This window comes from Demequina sp. (assembly GCF_024642165.1).
Taxonomy (GTDB): Bacteria; Actinomycetota; Actinomycetes; order Actinomycetales; family Demequinaceae; genus Demequina.
On sequence record NZ_JAHEBP010000048.1, the window covers coordinates 1 to 15,203 of the forward strand.

The following is a 15,203-nucleotide window of genomic DNA, read 5'->3' on the forward strand; positions in this document are numbered from 1 at the left end:
GGCAGGACGAGGACGGCAACCGCCTGGCCCCCACGGGCGACCTGGCGGCGCCACTTCTTGCGTTCGCGGCAGGAGTCCTCGTCGTGGTGCTCGTGCTGGTCGCCGAGCACCGCATGCTCGCGCGTGCCGCCCGGCAGCGCTGAGCGAGGCCCTAACCTGACGCGGGACGCCGGCGCGCGACGTAGCGGTGGTGCCAGTCGTACGCCGACTTGTCGGTGAGCGACGCGACCTGGTCGAGCACCACCCGCTTGCGCGCCGCATCGTCCGCCGCCTCTCGGTGCATCGCCGCGAAGTGCGGCTCGAGGGCCTGGTCGCCGCGCTCGACCAGCGCGCCCACCAGGTCCGCCAGGCGCTCGCGCTGCTGCCGGTAGGCGGGCTTGCGCTCGCGCGGCGCCATGAGGAAGTGCACCGCGATGCCCTTGAGCATGAGGATCTCGTCAGCGGTCTCCTGCGGGATCACCAGCTGGGCGTGGTGGCGCGTGAGGGCGCCGTCGCCGTACTCGGCGCGCGTCGCGCGGGCGACGGAGCCGACGAACCGGCCGATGATCTGGCTGGTCATGCCCTTGAGCGCGGCGAGCGCGCGGTGCGACCCGTCGTAGTCGTCAATCCAGGACGGATCCGCGCGGAGGCGGTCGAGCGCGGCGAGCAGGGCGTCCGGCTCACCCCGCCCGTACCAGTCCCGCGAGTGGGCGGCGATGGCGCGCGCGCGTCCCGGATCGTGCAGCACGCCCAGCGACACGGTGCGGTGCACCACCGAGTCCTCGACGTCGTGCACCGAGTAGGCGATGTCGTCGGCCAGGTCCATGACTTGGGCCTCGAAGCTCTGCTGACGGGCGATCGCGCCCTCGCGCAGCCACCGGAACGCGTCGAGATCGTCCTCGTACACCCCGAACTTGCGGGTGGGGGTGCCGTCCGGCCGGGTCGGGGTCGCGTTCTCCCGCCACGGGTACTTGCAGGAGGCGTCCAGCACGGCGCGCGTCAAGTTCAGCCCCACGCTGGCGCCGGTCGCCGGATCGAAGGACTTGGGCTCGAGCCGCACGAGCAGCCGCAGGGTCTGCGCGTTGCCCTCGAAGCCGCCGATGTCCCGGGACACCTCGTCGAGCGCCCTCTCCCCGTTGTGGCCGAACGGCGGGTGGCCCAGATCGTGCGCCAGGCACGCCGCGTCGACCACGTCGGGGTCGCAGCCCAGGATCTTGGCCAGCGTGCGGCCCACCTGCGCCACCTCGAGCGTGTGGGTGAGCCGGGTGCGCACGAAGTCCCCTGTGCCCGCCCCGAGGATCTGCGTCTTCGCGCCCAGCCGGCGCAATGCGCTGGAGTGGACGATCCGCGCGCGGTCGCGCTCGAACGGCGTCCGGTAGGCCTGCTTGGGCGACTCCTGCACGTAGCGCTGGACGTCTGCCGCGGTGTAGCCGTCCGGGAGTTCGCTCACGGCTCGACTCTAGCGGGGACGATGCGGTGGCCGGGAGCGTCCCCCGGCGGGACGCCGCGCCGGGTCGCGCGTTAGCGTGGGGCGGTGGGAATGGTGCGCGCCTACCTCGCGATGTCGCTCGACGGGTTCATCGCGGGGGCCGATGACGACCTGTCCTGGCTCGAGCCGGCGCGGGCCTCCGGCGTGCCGTTCGCGACCGGCGCGTGGGCGGCGTCGCCGTCGCAGGGGATGGAATTCGGCGACTTCCTCGCCGGGGTGGGCTGCATCCTCATGGGCCGCCGCACCTACGACGTTGTGGCGGGGTTCGACGACTGGCCGTACGGCGACATCCCGATGGTGGTCGCGACACACCGGGGGCTTCGCGACGCACGCGAGGGCGTGATCGGCGCGGGCGGGTCCATCGCGGAGTTGGTGGCGCGGGCACGTGAGCTCGCCGGCGATCGCGACGTCTACGTCGACGGCGGGACGATGGTGCGCACCGCGCTCGCCGGGGGCGCGCTCGAACACCTCATCGTCACCGTCGTGCCCACGGTGTTGGGCAGCGGGGTGCCCCTGTTCGCCGGCATGCCGCACGCGGCGGACCTGACCGTGGAGCGGGTGGCGCGGTACGGGGGCGGGCTGGTCCAGGTGCACCTGGCGTGCGGGCGCGGCTGAGGGCGCGCCGCCGCCGTCAGCCCCCCGAGACGCTGAGTTCCGCCTCGCGCAGGCGCAACTCGAGGTCCGGGGTGATGTCCTGGGAGTCGAGCCAGCCGTCGGGGCACGATGGCGTCTTGGGCGAGCCCTGGCGACCCCGGGCGCCCTCGGCGGCCTCCCCGGGGTACGGCGAGTCGAGGTCGAGCGAGTCCAGCAGTGCGCGCAGCTGCTCCAGGGTGTCGACCAGCGCGAGCGCCCGCCGGACGTCGCCGCCCACCGGATAACCCTTGAAGTACCAGGCGACATGCTTGCGGATCTCGCGCATGGCCTTGCCCTCGTCGTCGCCGAAGTGGCCCACCATGAGCTCACCGTGGCGGTAGATGGTCTCGGCGACCATGCGCAGTCCGGGGCGGGTGCGCTCGGGCCGCGCCTCGAAGGCCGCCTGCAGGTCCGCGAACAGCCACGGGCGCCCCATGCAGCCCCGGCCCACGACCACGCCGTCGCACCCGGTCGCCTCGACCATGCGGATCGCGTCCTCCGCCTGCCAGATGTCGCCGTTGCCGAGCACGGGCACCGTGGTCACCGCCTCCTTGAGCCGCGCGATCGCGTCCCAGTCAGCCGTTCCGGAGTAGTAGTCGGCGGCAGTGCGCGCGTGCAGCGCGACGGCCGCGGCGCCCTCGCGCTCGGCCGTGAGTCCGGCGTCGAGGTAGGTGAGGTGGTCGTCGTCGACGCCCTTGCGCATCTTGACGGTCACGGGGATGTCGAAACGCGACGCCTCCCGCACCGCCGCGCGCACGATGTCACGGAACAGGTCTCGCTTCCATGGCAGCACCGCTCCCCCGCCCCTGCGCGTCACCTTGGGCACGGGACAGCCGAAGTTCATGTCGACGTGGTCGGCGCGGTCCTCCTCGCAGATCATGCGCACGGCGGCCGCGATGGTGGCCGGATCGACCCCGTAGACCTGTACGGAACGCGGGGTCTCGTCCGGGTCGTGCGCGATGATGCGCATCGACTCGGGGGTGCGTTCGACGAGAGCGCGCGACGTGACCATCTCGGCGACGTAGAGACCACCGCCGTGCTCGCGGCACAGGCGCCGGAACGCGGCGTTGGTGATGCCGGCCATCGGCGCGAGCACCACGGGGGTGTCGACCTCGAGGGGACCGATCCGCAGCGGCGGCAGGATGCGGGTCGCGGTGGTCATGGCGTCCATTGTCTCAGGCGCAGACACCCGCTCGACGACCCCCGATCGGGCGGGGCCCCGCCGGGCGACCGCACGAGGGCGCACTCACGCCCGGGCCGCTGAGGGAAAGCCCGGGCGCGAGGCGCTACGGCGCAGCGAAGCATCGCGCAGCCGCAACGTGCATGGAGGGGACGGTGACACTCAACCTAGCCCCCCGGAGGACGCTTTCACGTCCTCGAATGCCCGCCACCACAAGAGTGCTGCCGCGACCTTGGCCAAGTCAAGAGAAAACGGACATTTCGGTGGAAATCCGCGGTCAGGCTCCCACGAGGCGCTGCGCCAGGTAGCCCTGCACCTGAGACAGCGAGACCCGCTCTTGCTGCATGGTGTCGCGATCGCGCACGGTGACTGCCTGATCGTCGAGCGTGTCGAAGTCGACGGTGATGCAGTACGGCGTGCCCACCTCGTCCTGGCGGCGATACCGCTTGCCGATGGACTGGGTCACGTCGACGTCGATGTTCCACGCGCCGCGCAGCTCGGTGGCGAGCCTCTCCGCGGTGGGCACCAGGTCCGCCGACTTCGACAGCGGCAGGACGGCCGCCTTGACGGGCGCGAGCCGATGGTCGAGCCGCAGGATGGTGCGGGTCTCCGTGCCGCCCTTGGCGGTGGCGACCTCCTCCTCGGTGTAGGACTCGACCAGGAAGGCCATGAGCGAGCGCGAAAGTCCGGCCGCGGGCTCGATCACGTAGGGGATGAAGCGCTCGTTCGTGGCCGGGTCCAGGTAGCTGAGGTCCTTGCCCGAATGCTCCGAATGCGTCCTCAGGTCGAAGTCGGTGCGGTTCGCGATGCCCTCGAGCTCCCCCCACTCCGAGCCCTGGAAGCCGAAGCGGTACTCCACATCGACCGTGCGCTTCGAGTAGTGGGACAGCTTCTCCTGCGGGTGCTCGAACAGCCGCAGGTTGTCCGCCGAGATCCCCAGGCCCGTGTACCAGGCCATCCGGGTGTCGATCCAGGTCTGGTGCCACTCCTCGTCCGTGCCGGGCACCACGAAGAACTCCATCTCCATCTGCTCGAACTCGCGGGTGCGGAAGATGAAGTTGCCCGGCGTGATCTCGTTGCGGAAGCTCTTGCCCACCTGGGCGATGCCGAACGGCGGCTTCTGCCGCGAGGCCCGCATCACGTTCTCGAAGTTGACGAAGATGCCCTGTGCGGTCTCGGGGCGCAGGTAGTGCAGTCCGGAATCGTCGGAGGCGGCTCCCAGGTACGTGCGCAACAGCCCGTTGAACATCTTGGGATCGGTCCACTGGCCGCGAGCGCCGCAATTCACGCAGGCGACCTCGGCGAGCCCGCCCTCGGGCGCGCGGCCCTTCTTCTCCTCGAACTCCTCGAGCAGGTGATCCTCGCGGTAGCGCTTGTGACAGCTGAGGCACTCGACCAGCGGGTCCACGAACGCCTTGATGTGTCCCGACGCCTCCCACACCTGCGGCGGCAGGATCACCGACGAGTCCAGGCCCACGATGTCGTCCCGGCTGGTCACCATGGCGCGCCACCACTGGCGCTTGATGTTCTCCTTGAGCTCGACGCCCAGCGGCCCGTAGTCCCACGCGGACCGCGTGCCTCCGTAGATCTCGCCGCACGGGAACACGAAGCCACGGCGCTTTGCGAGCGAGATGACGTTGTCGAGACGGCTGGTGTCGGCCACGTAGAGCTCCTTGTGGAGGGGTCGGGAATGCTCGGAACAGTCTAGCCGGGCGGTGTGAGGGGACGATGCGCCGGTCGCGGCTGCCGGGGTCGGGACCTGGGACCTTGGTCCTTATCGACAATGATTATCAGTACCGTTATGATGGTCGCATGCGACAGAGCCTTATCGCCACCGCCGCGGCCACGGCGGCGGCCCTCTCCCTCGCGGCGTGCGCGCCCGGAGGCTCTGCGGCCGACGGCTCGGCCGGGGCGGAAGGCCCCACGGTCGCGGCGGCCTTCTATCCCCTTGAGTATGTCGCACGCGCCGTGGCGGGCGGCGAGGCCACCGTGATCGCTCTCGCGCAGCCCGGCCTCGAGGCCCACGATCTCGAGCTCTCCCCCTCGGCGGTGCGGGACGTCCAGGGTGCGGACCTGCTGCTCTACCTGTCCGAGTTCCAGCCGGCCGTGGACGACGCGGTGTCGAGCACCGGCGTGGAGACCCTCGACGCCCACGCGATCGTCGACGAGCACGGTGGAGCCGGCGAGGCCGCGGACGACGGTCACGACCACGGCGAGAACGACCCGCACTTCTGGCTCGACCCGACGCTGCTGGCCGAGTACGGCCGGCAGGTCGCGGACCGGCTGGGCGTGATCGACCCCGACCGCGCCGCGGACTATGCCGCCAACGCCGCCGCCCTGGAACAGACACTGACCGGCATCGATGAGGCCTACGCCGCCGGCCTCGCGAGCTGCGAGCGGGACACGATCTTCGTGGCGCACGAGGCGTTCGGGTACCTCACGGAGCGCTACGGGATCCATCAGGAGGGATTCGCCGGGATCAACCCGGACGCCGAGCCCTCCCCCGCCCGGCTCCTCGAGATCAAGCAGCTGGTTGCGGAATCCGGCGCGACCGTCATCTTCACCGAGAACGAGGTCTCCGCACGCGTCGCCGACGCCCTCGCCAGCGACGTCGGAGTCGCCACCGCGGTGCTCAGCCCGATCGAGACCGTGACCGGCGACGACGACTACGCTGCGGTGATGAATCGCAACCTCGACCAGATCAGGAGCGCCCTCGCCTGTGGCTGATGCTCCCGACACCCGGACTCCGCTGGTCGCCAGCGGTGTCCGCGTCGTGCTCGGCGGCAACGAGATCCTCCACGGAGTGGGCCTTACGGTCCGCGCCGGCGAGGCGGTTGCCGTCATGGGTGGCAACGGGTCCGGCAAGTCGACGCTCGTACGGGCCCTGGTGGGCGCCCTGCCCACGTCGGCGGGAGAGATCCGGGTGTTCGGCGGCGAGCGCGACGCGGCCGCCTACGACCGGATCGGCTACGTCCCCCAGCGCGTGACGGCGGCAGCGGGCGTGGCGGCCGACGCGCGCGAGGTGGTGGTGTCCGGACTGCTCGGGCGTGGCCGGCTGCTCGCGCCCCGACGCGCGAAGCAGCGCGCCGTCGCCGCCCTGTCCGATCTGGGTATCGGGTGGCTGGCGCACCGCAACGTGGCCACCCTCTCCGGAGGTCAGCAGCAGCGGGTGCTGATCGCGCGGGCGCTCGTGCGCGATCCCGACCTGCTGATCCTGGACGAGCCCATGTCCGGCGTGGACGTCCCGTCACAGGAGGCGCTGGCGCATGCGCTCGAGGAGCGCAAGGCCCGCGGAGGCGCGATCGTCATCGTGCTCCACGAGCTCGGAGCCTTGGCGCCCCTCATCGACCGTGCCGTGGTGCTCGAGGACGGCTACGTGACGCACGTGGGCGAGCCGCCCGCCGCACTCGGCACGCACGCGCTGCCGGGGCACGACCACCTCCACGCACACGAGGATCCCCCCGCACCCACGGCCGGCCCGATCGACATGGGGGTGCCTACATGATCCTCACGGACCCCCTGGTGCAGCGGATGCTGCTGGTCGGCCTGCTCGTCGGCGTCACGGCACCCATCGTCGGCACCTACCTGGTGCAGCGGCGCATGGCCCTCATGGGCGACGGCATCGGCCACGTCGCGCTGGCGGGCGTCGCCGCCGGCTGGCTCGCCGGCTCGGCCGCGGGGCTCGCCGAGCGCGACGCGCTCGCCATCCCCGGCGCCGTGATCTTCGCCATCGGCGGCGCGGTGATCGTCGAACGCATGCGATCGCACGGCTCCGCCGCGGACGTGGGCATGGCGATCCTGTTCTATGGAGGCATCGCCACCGGCGTGCTGCTGATCGGCGCGGCCGGGGGGTCAAACGCCAACCTGCTCGGCTATCTCTTCGGCTCGATCTCCACCGTCTCGTGGACCGACGTCTGGCTCACGGTGGCATTGGCGGCCCTCATCATCGGCGTCGGAATCGGGCTGCGCCGCTCGCTGTTCGCGGTCACCCACGACCAGGAGTTCGCCCGCTCGACCGGCCTGCCCGTGGGCATGCTCAACATCGTGGTCGCGATCCTCGCCGCCGTCACCATCACCGTCGCCATGCGGGTGGTGGGCGTGCTGCTCGTCTCGGCGCTGATGATCCTGCCCGTCGCCATCGCTCAGCTCACCACTCACTCGTTCAATCGCACCATGCTCATCGCCATGGCGGTCGGCGGTGCGATCACCGTCGCGGGAATCTCGATCACGTTGTACTACGACCTGCAGCCGGGAGCGCTGATCGTGGTGCTCGGGGTGGCCGCGTACATCGCGGTGAGCGCGATGGCCTCGCTCAGACGATCAAGGGGAGCACGCCGATGACGGCCACCCGTAAGACCAAGCAGCGCACGGCGATCCTGGCCGCGCTCGAGGAAGGCGAGTTCCGCTCGGCGCAGGCCTGGCACGAGCGCCTGCGGGCCGATGGATCGAGTGTGGGCCTCGCGACCGTCTACCGTGCGCTCCAGGCCCTGGTCGAGACCGGGGACGTCGACGCCGTCGTGAACGACGGCGGCGAGATGCTCTACCGACGGTGCCAGGCGCGCGAGGAGCACCACCACCACCTCCGGTGCCGCGTCTGCGGCCGCGCCGTCGAGATCGCGGTGCCGTTCTTCGAGGACTTCGTGGCCGGCCTGGTGAGGGACCACGGTTACGCGGACATCCAGCACACGATCGAGCTCACCGGCGTCTGCCCCGACTGCGCGGCCCGCGGCGAGCGCTGATGGCGGGCGTCCCGGGCTTCGTGTCCGACGGGCCGTGGTGGGGGCTCTTCGCCTTCCTGTGCGGCGTGGTGTTCGTGCGCACGCAGGCCACGTACTGGGTGGCGCGATGGGCGCGCACGGGGGCCGATGCGATGGCCGACCGCGCCGAGGCTCACGAGGGCTCGCGAGCGCGGCTTGCGCGGCGGTTCTCCGGCCCGGGCATGGAGCGCGCGCGTGAGTTCCTGGAGAAGTGGGGCTACCTGGGCATCCCGGTGTCGTTCCTGACGATCGGCTTCCAGACGATGGTCAACGCCACCGCGGGCTACACGCGCATGCGCTGGGACCTTTACACGCTCGCGATGATTCCCGGCTGCCTGGCATGGGCCACGGTGTACACGGCGATCGGGCTGTCGCTGTGGGAGGCGTGGCTGCGCTCACCGTGGCTGCTGGCCGCCGCCCTCGTGGCGCTCGTGGGCGTCGTGTTCCTCCTCAACCGGTGGAGGCGTCGCCGCCGGCCGGCCGAGCCCGCCGACGCCTCGTCGCCCTACGCGTCTTAGGCGGCGCCGAACCTTCGATTGCGCCGCGCGTACTCGTCGACGGCGGCCCACAGGTGCGTGCGGTTCACCTCGGGCCAGAGCACGTCGCTGAAGACGTACTCCGCGTATGCGGCCTGCCACGGCAGGAAGTTCGAACTGCGCTGCTCGCCGCTGGAGCGCCAGAACAGGTCCACGTCGGGCATATCCGGCTCGTCGAGGTATCGGGCCAGCATGCGCTCGTCGACCTTCGCGGGGTCGATCTCGCCCGCGGCGACGCGGAGCGCGATGGCTCGCGCGGCGTCGGCGATCTCGGCGCGTCCTCCGTAGTTCACGCACATGGTCAGCGTGAGCACGGTGTTGTCCCGGGTCAGCTCCTCCGCCCGCTCCAGCTCCGTGATCACGGACTTCCACAGGCGTGGGCGCCGGCCGGCCCAGCGCACCCGCACGCCCCACTCGTGCATCTCGTCGCGGCGCCGGCGGATCACGTCGCGATTGAAGCCCATGAGGAAGCGCACCTCCTCCGGACTGCGCTTCCAGTTCTCGGTGCTGAACGCGTAGGCGGAGATGTGGCCCACCCCGCACTCGATCGCGCCCGCGACCACGTCGAGCAGCGCGGCCTCGCCGCGCTCGTGACCGGCCGTGCGGGGCAGCCCGCGCTCCTTCGCCCATCGCCCGTTGCCATCCATCACCACGGCGACGTGGCGCGGCACGGCCTCACGCGGCAGGTCGGGCGGCGTCGCGCCGGAGGGGTGCGCGGGAGGCTTCTGGGTCACGGCTCGACCCTAGCGGGCCGCTCAGCCGGCGGCATCCCTGTCGACCAGTGGCAGGCTGCGGATCTTGCGTTCGAGGTGGAACTGCGAGTAGGCGGCGGTGAGCCCGGCGGCCTCGCGACGATGCCGGGGCAGCGACGCGTCGGCGACGCCCCAGTCCCCCTCCAGCAGGGCGGCCAGCAGGCGCATCGTCTCCGCCGCGGGCGCCGCGGAGCCCGACGGGCGGCAGTCCTCGCACACCGCTCCGCCGCCCCCGACGGCGAAGGCACGATGCGGCCCGGGCCGCCCGCACGAGGCACAGTCGTCGAAGCTGGGCGCATATCCGGCGATCGCGAGCGACCGCAGCAGGAAGGAATCGAGCAGCATGCCGGGTTCGTGGTCGCGCCGACTGAGCGAGCCGAGCGCGCCGTGGAGCAGTCGGTACTGCTGCGGCGCCGGCTCCTTCTCATGATCCACCAGCTTGTCGGCGGTCTCCACCATCGCGGTCGCGGCGGTGAAGAGCCCATAGTCACCGGCGAGGTGACGCGCGTAGGGCTCGCGGGTCTCGACCTGGCTGACCACGTCGAGGTTGCGCCCCTCGTAGAGCTGCACGTCGATCAGCATGAACGGCTCGACCCGCGAGCCGAGCCGGCTCGAGGTACGGCGTACACCCTTGGCCACCGCGCGCACCTTCCCGTGGTGGCGCGTGAGCATGGTGATGATGCGGTCCGCCTCGCCCAACTTGTGGGTGCGCAGCACGATGGCGTCGTCGCGGTACAGGGGCACCGGACCATTCTCCCTCTCGCGGGCCGTCAGCCCGGGACGGCGACCTCCGGCGGGTTGGCCCATTCTGGGGAGGACGCGGCCGCCGCAAACCCCGCCAGCAACATCTCGAGGCCCACCTCGAACGACGCACCAAAGGAGTAGCCGGGCCGCATGACGTGCTCGGACGTCAGGCGCACCAGGTGGGGATACTCGCCCGACTGGAATGCGGCGGCGATCTCCTGGGCCACCTCCGCCATCCCCTCCCCTCCCTGCGCCGGGAGGCTCGCCTCCTCGATGGCGAACCCGTAGACGAAGCTGTCGAGGACCGCGTACGCGTGCGCCATCAGCGGCAGCGGCAGCCCTCCGCGTGCGAGCGCGGCCAGCATCGCCTCGTGATGCCGGAGCAGCTCGGGCCCCGGCGACCTCCTCGACTCGAGCAGCGGCACGGACCAGGGATGACGCACCAGCACCGCACGCGCCGAGTGGCATCGCCTGCGGATCGCCTCGCGCCAGTCGAGGTCTGCGGCGGGCGCCTCCATCTCGGCGAAGACATGCTCGACCAAGCCGTCGAGCACCGCGTCCTTGCCGTCGACGTAATGGTAGATCGACATCGGCCGCGTTCCCAGGCGGTCCGCGAGCGCGCGAATCGTGAGCGCCTCGATCCCGTCGCGGTCGGCAAGCTCCAGCGCGGCCTCGATGACCCGCTGGCGTGAAAGCTTGGGCCTGCGTCCCTCCTGGTCAGACATGTTTCTCCACCGTTCTCGCCTCTCAGCGCTTGACAGTCGTACTAAGTACGTCTACGGTTCATCGTAGCAGTCGTACTAAGTACGAAAGCAACACAACAGGGGAGGAAACACCATGACCGCCAGCACCACCGCCCAGGCCGCAGCAGCAGCCTCGGCCGCCACCATCGCCGCCGCCGCGAGCGCGGCCCCGTCCACCACCGAGAGCGTCGCCACCATGCGCGCCGCCGTCCAACGGACCTACGCCGAGCCCGACGCCATGCGCGTCGAGGACGTCCCCGTCCCCACCCCCGGCCCCGGCCAGGTGCTGCTCGAGGTCCGCGCCGCGGGCGTCGACCGCGGTGTCTGGCACCTCGCGACGGGCCGCCCGCTCGCCGTGCGCGCCTTCGGCTTCGGCCTGCGCCGTCCGCGTCAGCCCATCCAGGGCTCGGACGTCGCCGGCGTGGTCGTGGGCATCGGCGCGGGCGTGACTCGCTTCGCCGCGGGCGACACCGTGCTGGGCAACGCCGTGGGCGCCTACGCCGAGTTCGCGCTCGCGTCCGAGGACCAGCTGGTCGCCAGCCCCAAGGCCCTCAGCTTCGCCGAGGCCGCCGCGACCGCCATCTCGGGCATCGCCGCGATGCGCGCGGTCGAGGATGTGGCGAAGGTGAGCGCAGGCGACCGCGTGCTCGTCTTCGGCGCCTCGGGCGGCGTGGGCTCCTACGCCGTTCAGCTCGCTCACGCCGCGGGCGCCACGGTCGTGGGAGTCGCGAGCGCCGCGAAGTCGGAGCTGGTCCTCTCGCTGGGCGCGGAGCGCGTGGTGGACCACGCCACCGCCGATGTCACCGAGGAGTCGACACCGTACGACGTGATCATCGTCGCGGGCGGCCTCACGCCGCTGCGGAAGCTGCGCCGGATCCTCGCACCCACCGGGACGCTGGTCATCGTCGGCGGCGAGGGCGGCGGAATCATCGCCGGCGGCGCCGGCCGGTCACTCGCCGCGGGCCTGCTGAACCGCTTCACCCGCCAGAACCTCGTCGGCATCCTGTCGACCACCACCCTGGACGCCCTGGAGCGACTGACCGCGCACATCGTCGCCGGCGACGTCCGGCCCGCGCTCACCCGCACCTACCCGCTCGAGGACGCCGCGCAGGCGATCACCGACCTCGCCGCCGGCCGCATCGCCGGGAAGGCCGCGATCACGGTCCGCGGCGACCGCTGACCCACGGCTCGACAGGAGACCCCATCATGAACCGCAACGCCCTCACGCCCGCCGCCGCCGCCCGCTGGGCCGGCCTCGGCTACATCGCGATCGTCGTGCTGGCCATCGGCGCCAACTTCGCCGTCCGCAACCGCCTGGTGGTGCCGGACGACGCCGCCGCGACCATGAGCAACATCGCCGAGAACGAGACGATCTTCCGCTTCGGGATCGGCGCCTTCGTGGCGATCGCGCTGATCGACATCGCCATCGCTTGGGCGCTCCACGTCACGCTCCGCGCGACGGGCGAGCGCCGGTCGCTGCTCGCGGCTTGGTTCCGTCTCGCGTACACCATCGCCTTCCTCCCGGCCATCACGTTCATGGTTCTCGCGCTGACGCTCGCGACCGGTGGCGACACCCTGAGCGGTCTCGACGACGGGCAGAGGGAGGCGTGGACCGGACTCGCGATGGAGGCGTTCGACGTCGCATGGCTGATCGCGCTGGCCGCCTTCGGACTCCACCTCATCGCGATCGGACGCATCCTGGTCGCGTCCCGCCTCGCCCCCCGTGCGCTGGGCATCGTGCTGGGCGTCGCCGGCGTCGCGTACATCGTCGACACCTTCGCGCACCTGCTGATGGCGGACTACGCGTCCTACGCGGATGCCTTCCTCGCGATGGTGGCCATCCCCTCGATCGTCGCCGAGCTCTGGTTCACCGGCTGGCTCCTCGCGCGCGCTCCGCGCGCCGTGGCGGCCCTCCCCGGCCAGGCGCGAGCCACCGTCGCGGCCTGAGCCTGCGGCGACCCGGTCGCCCCCGTCGCGCATCGTCCCGATGCCCGCGGCGGGGGCGATTCGCGCGCTCGGGGACCGGCGCTACTGCTGGGTCTCGAGCCGCGCGGGCTCGCTGAACACCAATACTTCGATGTCAGCGCCGGAGATCGCGGCCGCGACCTCATCGTCCGACGGAGCGTCGCCCAGGTCGCCGGTCACGGCCGACGGGTCCTCGAGCGCTACCACCGCGGACACCACCGCGCCATCCTCGGTGCTGCCCACCAGGACCGCGCGGCAGGCGCTGCCCTCCGTGTCGGTGAGGGTGTCCTCCCAGCACAAGGCCTCGGACACGTCGTCGCCGCCGGTCGAGTCCACCAGCAGCGCGAGGATCGACTCGGCGGTGACGATGTAGCCGGACTCGGGCGAGCCCGCCCAGCACTCGAGCTGGGACTCGGCGCCCTCCGCGGCGATGCCCGCCATCTGGACTGTGTCCTCGCAGCTCACCGGATCGAGCCCCAGCGCAGCCAGGTCCGGCAGGTCGACCTCGGGTATCGACGTGCAGGCGGTCAGCAGCACCGCCGACGCGAGGATCCCTCCCAGCGCGAGCGAGGCACGGAGCCTCATCGACCCTCGCGGTTGACGGCCGAGATGATCGCCTTGAGCGTGGCCGTGGTGATCGACGGATCGATGCCCACTCCCCAGAAGATCTCGTCGCCGATCTGGCACTCGACGTAGGCCGCGGCCGTCGCGTCGCCGCCCCCGGTCATGGCGTGCTCGTGGTAGTCGAGCACGTCCACCCGGACGCCACGCGTGCCGAGCGCGGCGACGAAGGCCGCCACCGGCCCGTTGCCGGACCCCTCGACCGTCACCGCCACGCCCGCGTCAGAGATGTCCGCGGCGAGCGTGTCCGGGCCCACATCGGATGATGTGGCGCGGGTGCCTACCAGGGAGAACCTGCCCCACTTGCGCTCCGGATCGGGTGCCGGCAGGTACTCGTCCTCGAAGATCTGCCACAGCCGCTCCGCGGTCATCTCGGCGCCGGTCGCATCGGCCTCGCGCTGAACCACGCGCGAGAACTCGATCTGGAGCCGGCGCGGAAGGTCGAGGTTGCGCTCCGTCTTGAGCAGGTACGCGACGCCGCCCTTGCCGGACTGGGAGTTGACCCGGATCACGGCCTCGTAGGACCGGCCCACGTCCTTGGGGTCGATGGGCAGGTACGGGACCGCCCACACCAGGTCGTCGACGCCCACGCCCTGGCGCTCGGCCTTGGCCTCCATCGCCTCGAGGCCCTTCTTGATCGCGTCCTGATGCGAGCCGGAGAACGCCGTGAAGACCAGGTCGCCGCCCCAGGGGTGTCGCGGGTGCACGTCGAGCTGGTTGCAGTACTCGACGGTGCGACGGATCCCGTCGATGTCAGACAGGTCGATCTGGGGGTCGATGCCTTGGCTGAAGAGGTTCATCGCGAGCGTGACCAGGTCGACGTTGCCGGTGCGCTCGCCGTTGCCGAACAGGCAGCCCTCGATGCGGTCGGCACCCGCCATGTAGCCCAGCTCGGCGGCGGCGATCGCGGTCCCGCGGTCGTTGTGCGGGTGAAGACTCAGCACCACGGAGTCGCGGTAGTCCAGGTTCCTGCTCATCCACTCGATCGAGTCCGCGTAGACATTGGGCGTCGCCATCTCGACGGTGGCGGGGAGGTTGATGATGACCTGCCGGTCCGGGGTGGGCTTCCACACGTCGAGGACCGCGTTGCACACCCGCACCGCGTACGCGAGCTCCGTGCCCGTGTAGGACTCGGGGCTGTACTCGTAGAACACCCGCGTCTCGGGGATGGTCTCCTCGAACTTCTGGCACAGCATCGCGCCGTGCGTGGCGATGTCGAGGATCTGATCCTCGTCCGCGCGGAACACCACCTCGCGCTGGAGGATCGACGTCGAGTTGTACAGGTGCACGATCGCCTGCTTGGCGCCGCGCAGCGACTCGTAGGTGCGTTCGATGAGGTGCTCACGCGCCTGCGTCAGCACCTGGATGGTGACGTCCTCCGGGATCCGGTCCTCCTCGATGAGGGCGCGGACGAAGTCGAAGTCGGTCTGGCTCGCGCTCGGGAAGCCCACCTCGATCTCCTTGTAGCCCATCCGCACCAGCAACTCGAACATGCGCATCTTGCGCTCCGAGTTCATGGGCTCGATGAGGGCCTGATTGCCGTCACGCAGGTCGACGGCGCACCAGCGCGGGGCCGCGGTGATCCGGGTCGCGGGCCAGGTGCGATCCGGCAGATCCACCTGGATCTGCTCGTGGAACGGGAGGTACTTGCTGATGGGCATGCGGGTGGGCTGCTGATCGCCGCCGGTGTAGTGGCTCATGGGGTGTCCTTCTGCTGCTTGTCGCTGGTGGGCCGGCACAGCAACCGCCGCGACGAGGATCCGGCCTGGATCAGGCCTCGTCGCGGCGACGAAGGAGCAGGCTG

The 15,203-nt window shown here is 71.1% G+C and carries 16 protein-coding genes; 8 read left to right on the top strand and 8 right to left on the bottom strand.

Features of this window, described 5'->3' with window-relative positions:
• Positions 1–151: 151 nt before the first annotated feature.
• Complete coding sequence (locus tag Q0L54_RS06130; RefSeq protein ID WP_296666263.1) at positions 152–1,429, bottom strand: deoxyguanosinetriphosphate triphosphohydrolase; 1,278 nt, start codon at positions 1,427–1,429, stop codon at positions 152–154.
• Between the two features lie 90 nt (positions 1,430–1,519).
• Between Q0L54_RS06130 and Q0L54_RS06135 the strand changes: the two genes are divergently transcribed.
• Positions 1,520–2,083 carry a dihydrofolate reductase family protein gene (locus tag Q0L54_RS06135; protein WP_296666285.1) on the top strand — a complete coding sequence of 188 codons (564 nt, stop codon included), beginning with the start codon at positions 1,520–1,522 and terminating at the stop codon, positions 2,081–2,083.
• 16 nt (positions 2,084–2,099) lie between these two features.
• Here Q0L54_RS06135 and dusB read toward each other — a convergent pair whose 3' ends face one another.
• Positions 2,100–3,263: a tRNA dihydrouridine synthase DusB gene (gene dusB, locus Q0L54_RS06140; protein WP_296666264.1), complete on the bottom strand. Its 1,164-nt coding sequence runs from the start codon at positions 3,261–3,263 to the stop codon at positions 2,100–2,102.
• A gap of 295 nt (positions 3,264–3,558) precedes the next feature.
• Positions 3,559–4,944 carry a glycine--tRNA ligase gene (locus Q0L54_RS06145; protein WP_296666265.1) on the bottom strand — a complete coding sequence of 462 codons (1,386 nt, stop codon included), beginning with the start codon at positions 4,942–4,944 and terminating at the stop codon, positions 3,559–3,561.
• 149 nt (positions 4,945–5,093) lie between these two features.
• Here Q0L54_RS06145 and Q0L54_RS06150 point away from each other — a divergent pair, with 149 nt between their 5' ends.
• From Q0L54_RS06150 to Q0L54_RS06170, 5 genes are read left to right on the top strand one after another with little or no spacing between them, the layout of a single operon-like run.
• Complete coding sequence (locus tag Q0L54_RS06150; protein ID WP_296666266.1) at positions 5,094–6,008, top strand: metal ABC transporter substrate-binding protein; 915 nt, start codon at positions 5,094–5,096, stop codon at positions 6,006–6,008.
• Positions 6,001–6,786, top strand: coding sequence for an ATP-binding cassette domain-containing protein (locus Q0L54_RS06155; protein WP_296666268.1), 786 nt, complete (start codon positions 6,001–6,003; stop codon positions 6,784–6,786). The genes Q0L54_RS06150 and Q0L54_RS06155 overlap by 8 nt, the downstream gene beginning before the upstream one ends.
• A complete protein-coding gene (locus Q0L54_RS06160) occupies positions 6,783–7,622 on the top strand; it encodes a metal ABC transporter permease (protein ID WP_296666270.1) in 840 nt (279 codons plus the stop codon). The genes Q0L54_RS06155 and Q0L54_RS06160 overlap by 4 nt, the downstream gene beginning before the upstream one ends.
• Entirely contained in the window at positions 7,619–8,020 is a 402-nt protein-coding gene (locus tag Q0L54_RS06165) for a Fur family transcriptional regulator (protein ID WP_296666271.1), read from the top strand. The genes Q0L54_RS06160 and Q0L54_RS06165 overlap by 4 nt, the downstream gene beginning before the upstream one ends.
• Positions 8,020–8,556: a VTT domain-containing protein gene (locus Q0L54_RS06170; protein ID WP_296666273.1), complete on the top strand. Its 537-nt coding sequence runs from the start codon at positions 8,020–8,022 to the stop codon at positions 8,554–8,556. Before Q0L54_RS06165 ends, Q0L54_RS06170 begins: the two co-directional genes overlap by 1 nt.
• On the opposite strand, the gene Q0L54_RS06175 is transcribed toward Q0L54_RS06170, so the two are convergent.
• The 3 genes from Q0L54_RS06175 to Q0L54_RS06185 are packed head-to-tail and all read right to left on the bottom strand — an operon-like array spanning position 8,553 to position 10,795.
• Positions 8,553–9,308 carry an isoprenyl transferase gene (locus tag Q0L54_RS06175; protein ID WP_296666274.1) on the bottom strand — a complete coding sequence of 252 codons (756 nt, stop codon included), beginning with the start codon at positions 9,306–9,308 and terminating at the stop codon, positions 8,553–8,555. The genes Q0L54_RS06170 and Q0L54_RS06175 overlap by 4 nt on opposite strands.
• A 21-nt stretch (positions 9,309–9,329) precedes the next feature.
• Positions 9,330–10,070, bottom strand: coding sequence for a DNA repair protein RecO (gene recO, locus Q0L54_RS06180; RefSeq protein WP_296666275.1), 741 nt, complete (start codon positions 10,068–10,070; stop codon positions 9,330–9,332).
• Positions 10,071–10,096: 26 nt separating this feature from the next.
• Positions 10,097–10,795: a TetR/AcrR family transcriptional regulator gene (locus Q0L54_RS06185; protein WP_296666276.1), complete on the bottom strand. Its 699-nt coding sequence runs from the start codon at positions 10,793–10,795 to the stop codon at positions 10,097–10,099.
• Positions 10,796–10,907: 112 nt separating this feature from the next.
• Between Q0L54_RS06185 and Q0L54_RS06190 the strand changes: the two genes are divergently transcribed.
• Positions 10,908–11,993 (top strand): NAD(P)-dependent alcohol dehydrogenase, encoded by a 1,086-nt coding sequence (locus Q0L54_RS06190; protein WP_296666278.1) that lies wholly within the window; start codon positions 10,908–10,910, stop codon positions 11,991–11,993.
• Positions 11,994–12,019: 26 nt separating this feature from the next.
• On the top strand, positions 12,020–12,760 hold the full coding sequence (locus Q0L54_RS06195) for a DUF4386 domain-containing protein (protein ID WP_296666280.1): 741 nt from the start codon (positions 12,020–12,022) through the stop codon (positions 12,758–12,760).
• Between the two features lie 81 nt (positions 12,761–12,841).
• On the opposite strand, the gene Q0L54_RS06200 is transcribed toward Q0L54_RS06195, so the two are convergent.
• Complete coding sequence (locus tag Q0L54_RS06200; RefSeq protein ID WP_296666281.1) at positions 12,842–13,363, bottom strand: hypothetical protein; 522 nt, start codon at positions 13,361–13,363, stop codon at positions 12,842–12,844.
• Complete coding sequence (leuA, locus tag Q0L54_RS06205) at positions 13,360–15,099, bottom strand: 2-isopropylmalate synthase (protein WP_296666283.1); 1,740 nt, start codon at positions 15,097–15,099, stop codon at positions 13,360–13,362. The genes Q0L54_RS06200 and leuA overlap by 4 nt, the downstream gene beginning before the upstream one ends.
• Positions 15,100–15,203: the final 104 nt, after the last annotated feature.

What these genes read in the sequence shown, in the direction of transcription:
- Q0L54_RS06135 (WP_296666285.1), top strand. Translation starts at nt 1,520, where the DNA reads ATGGTGCGCGCCTACCTCGCGATGTCGCTCGACGGGTTCATCGCGGGG.
- dusB (WP_296666264.1), bottom strand. Translation starts at nt 3,263, where the DNA reads ATGACCACCGCGACCCGCATCCTGCCGCCGCTGCGGATCGGTCCCCTC.
- Q0L54_RS06150 (WP_296666266.1), top strand. Translation starts at nt 5,094, where the DNA reads ATGCGACAGAGCCTTATCGCCACCGCCGCGGCCACGGCGGCGGCCCTC.
- Q0L54_RS06160 (WP_296666270.1), top strand. Translation starts at nt 6,783, where the DNA reads ATGATCCTCACGGACCCCCTGGTGCAGCGGATGCTGCTGGTCGGCCTG.
- Q0L54_RS06165 (WP_296666271.1), top strand. Translation starts at nt 7,619, where the DNA reads ATGACGGCCACCCGTAAGACCAAGCAGCGCACGGCGATCCTGGCCGCG.
- Q0L54_RS06170 (WP_296666273.1), top strand. Translation starts at nt 8,020, where the DNA reads ATGGCGGGCGTCCCGGGCTTCGTGTCCGACGGGCCGTGGTGGGGGCTC.
- Q0L54_RS06185 (WP_296666276.1), bottom strand. Translation starts at nt 10,795, where the DNA reads ATGTCTGACCAGGAGGGACGCAGGCCCAAGCTTTCACGCCAGCGGGTC.
- Q0L54_RS06190 (WP_296666278.1), top strand. Translation starts at nt 10,908, where the DNA reads ATGACCGCCAGCACCACCGCCCAGGCCGCAGCAGCAGCCTCGGCCGCC.
- Q0L54_RS06195 (WP_296666280.1), top strand. Translation starts at nt 12,020, where the DNA reads ATGAACCGCAACGCCCTCACGCCCGCCGCCGCCGCCCGCTGGGCCGGC.
- Q0L54_RS06200 (WP_296666281.1), bottom strand. Translation starts at nt 13,363, where the DNA reads ATGAGGCTCCGTGCCTCGCTCGCGCTGGGAGGGATCCTCGCGTCGGCG.
- leuA (WP_296666283.1), bottom strand. Translation starts at nt 15,099, where the DNA reads ATGAGCCACTACACCGGCGGCGATCAGCAGCCCACCCGCATGCCCATC.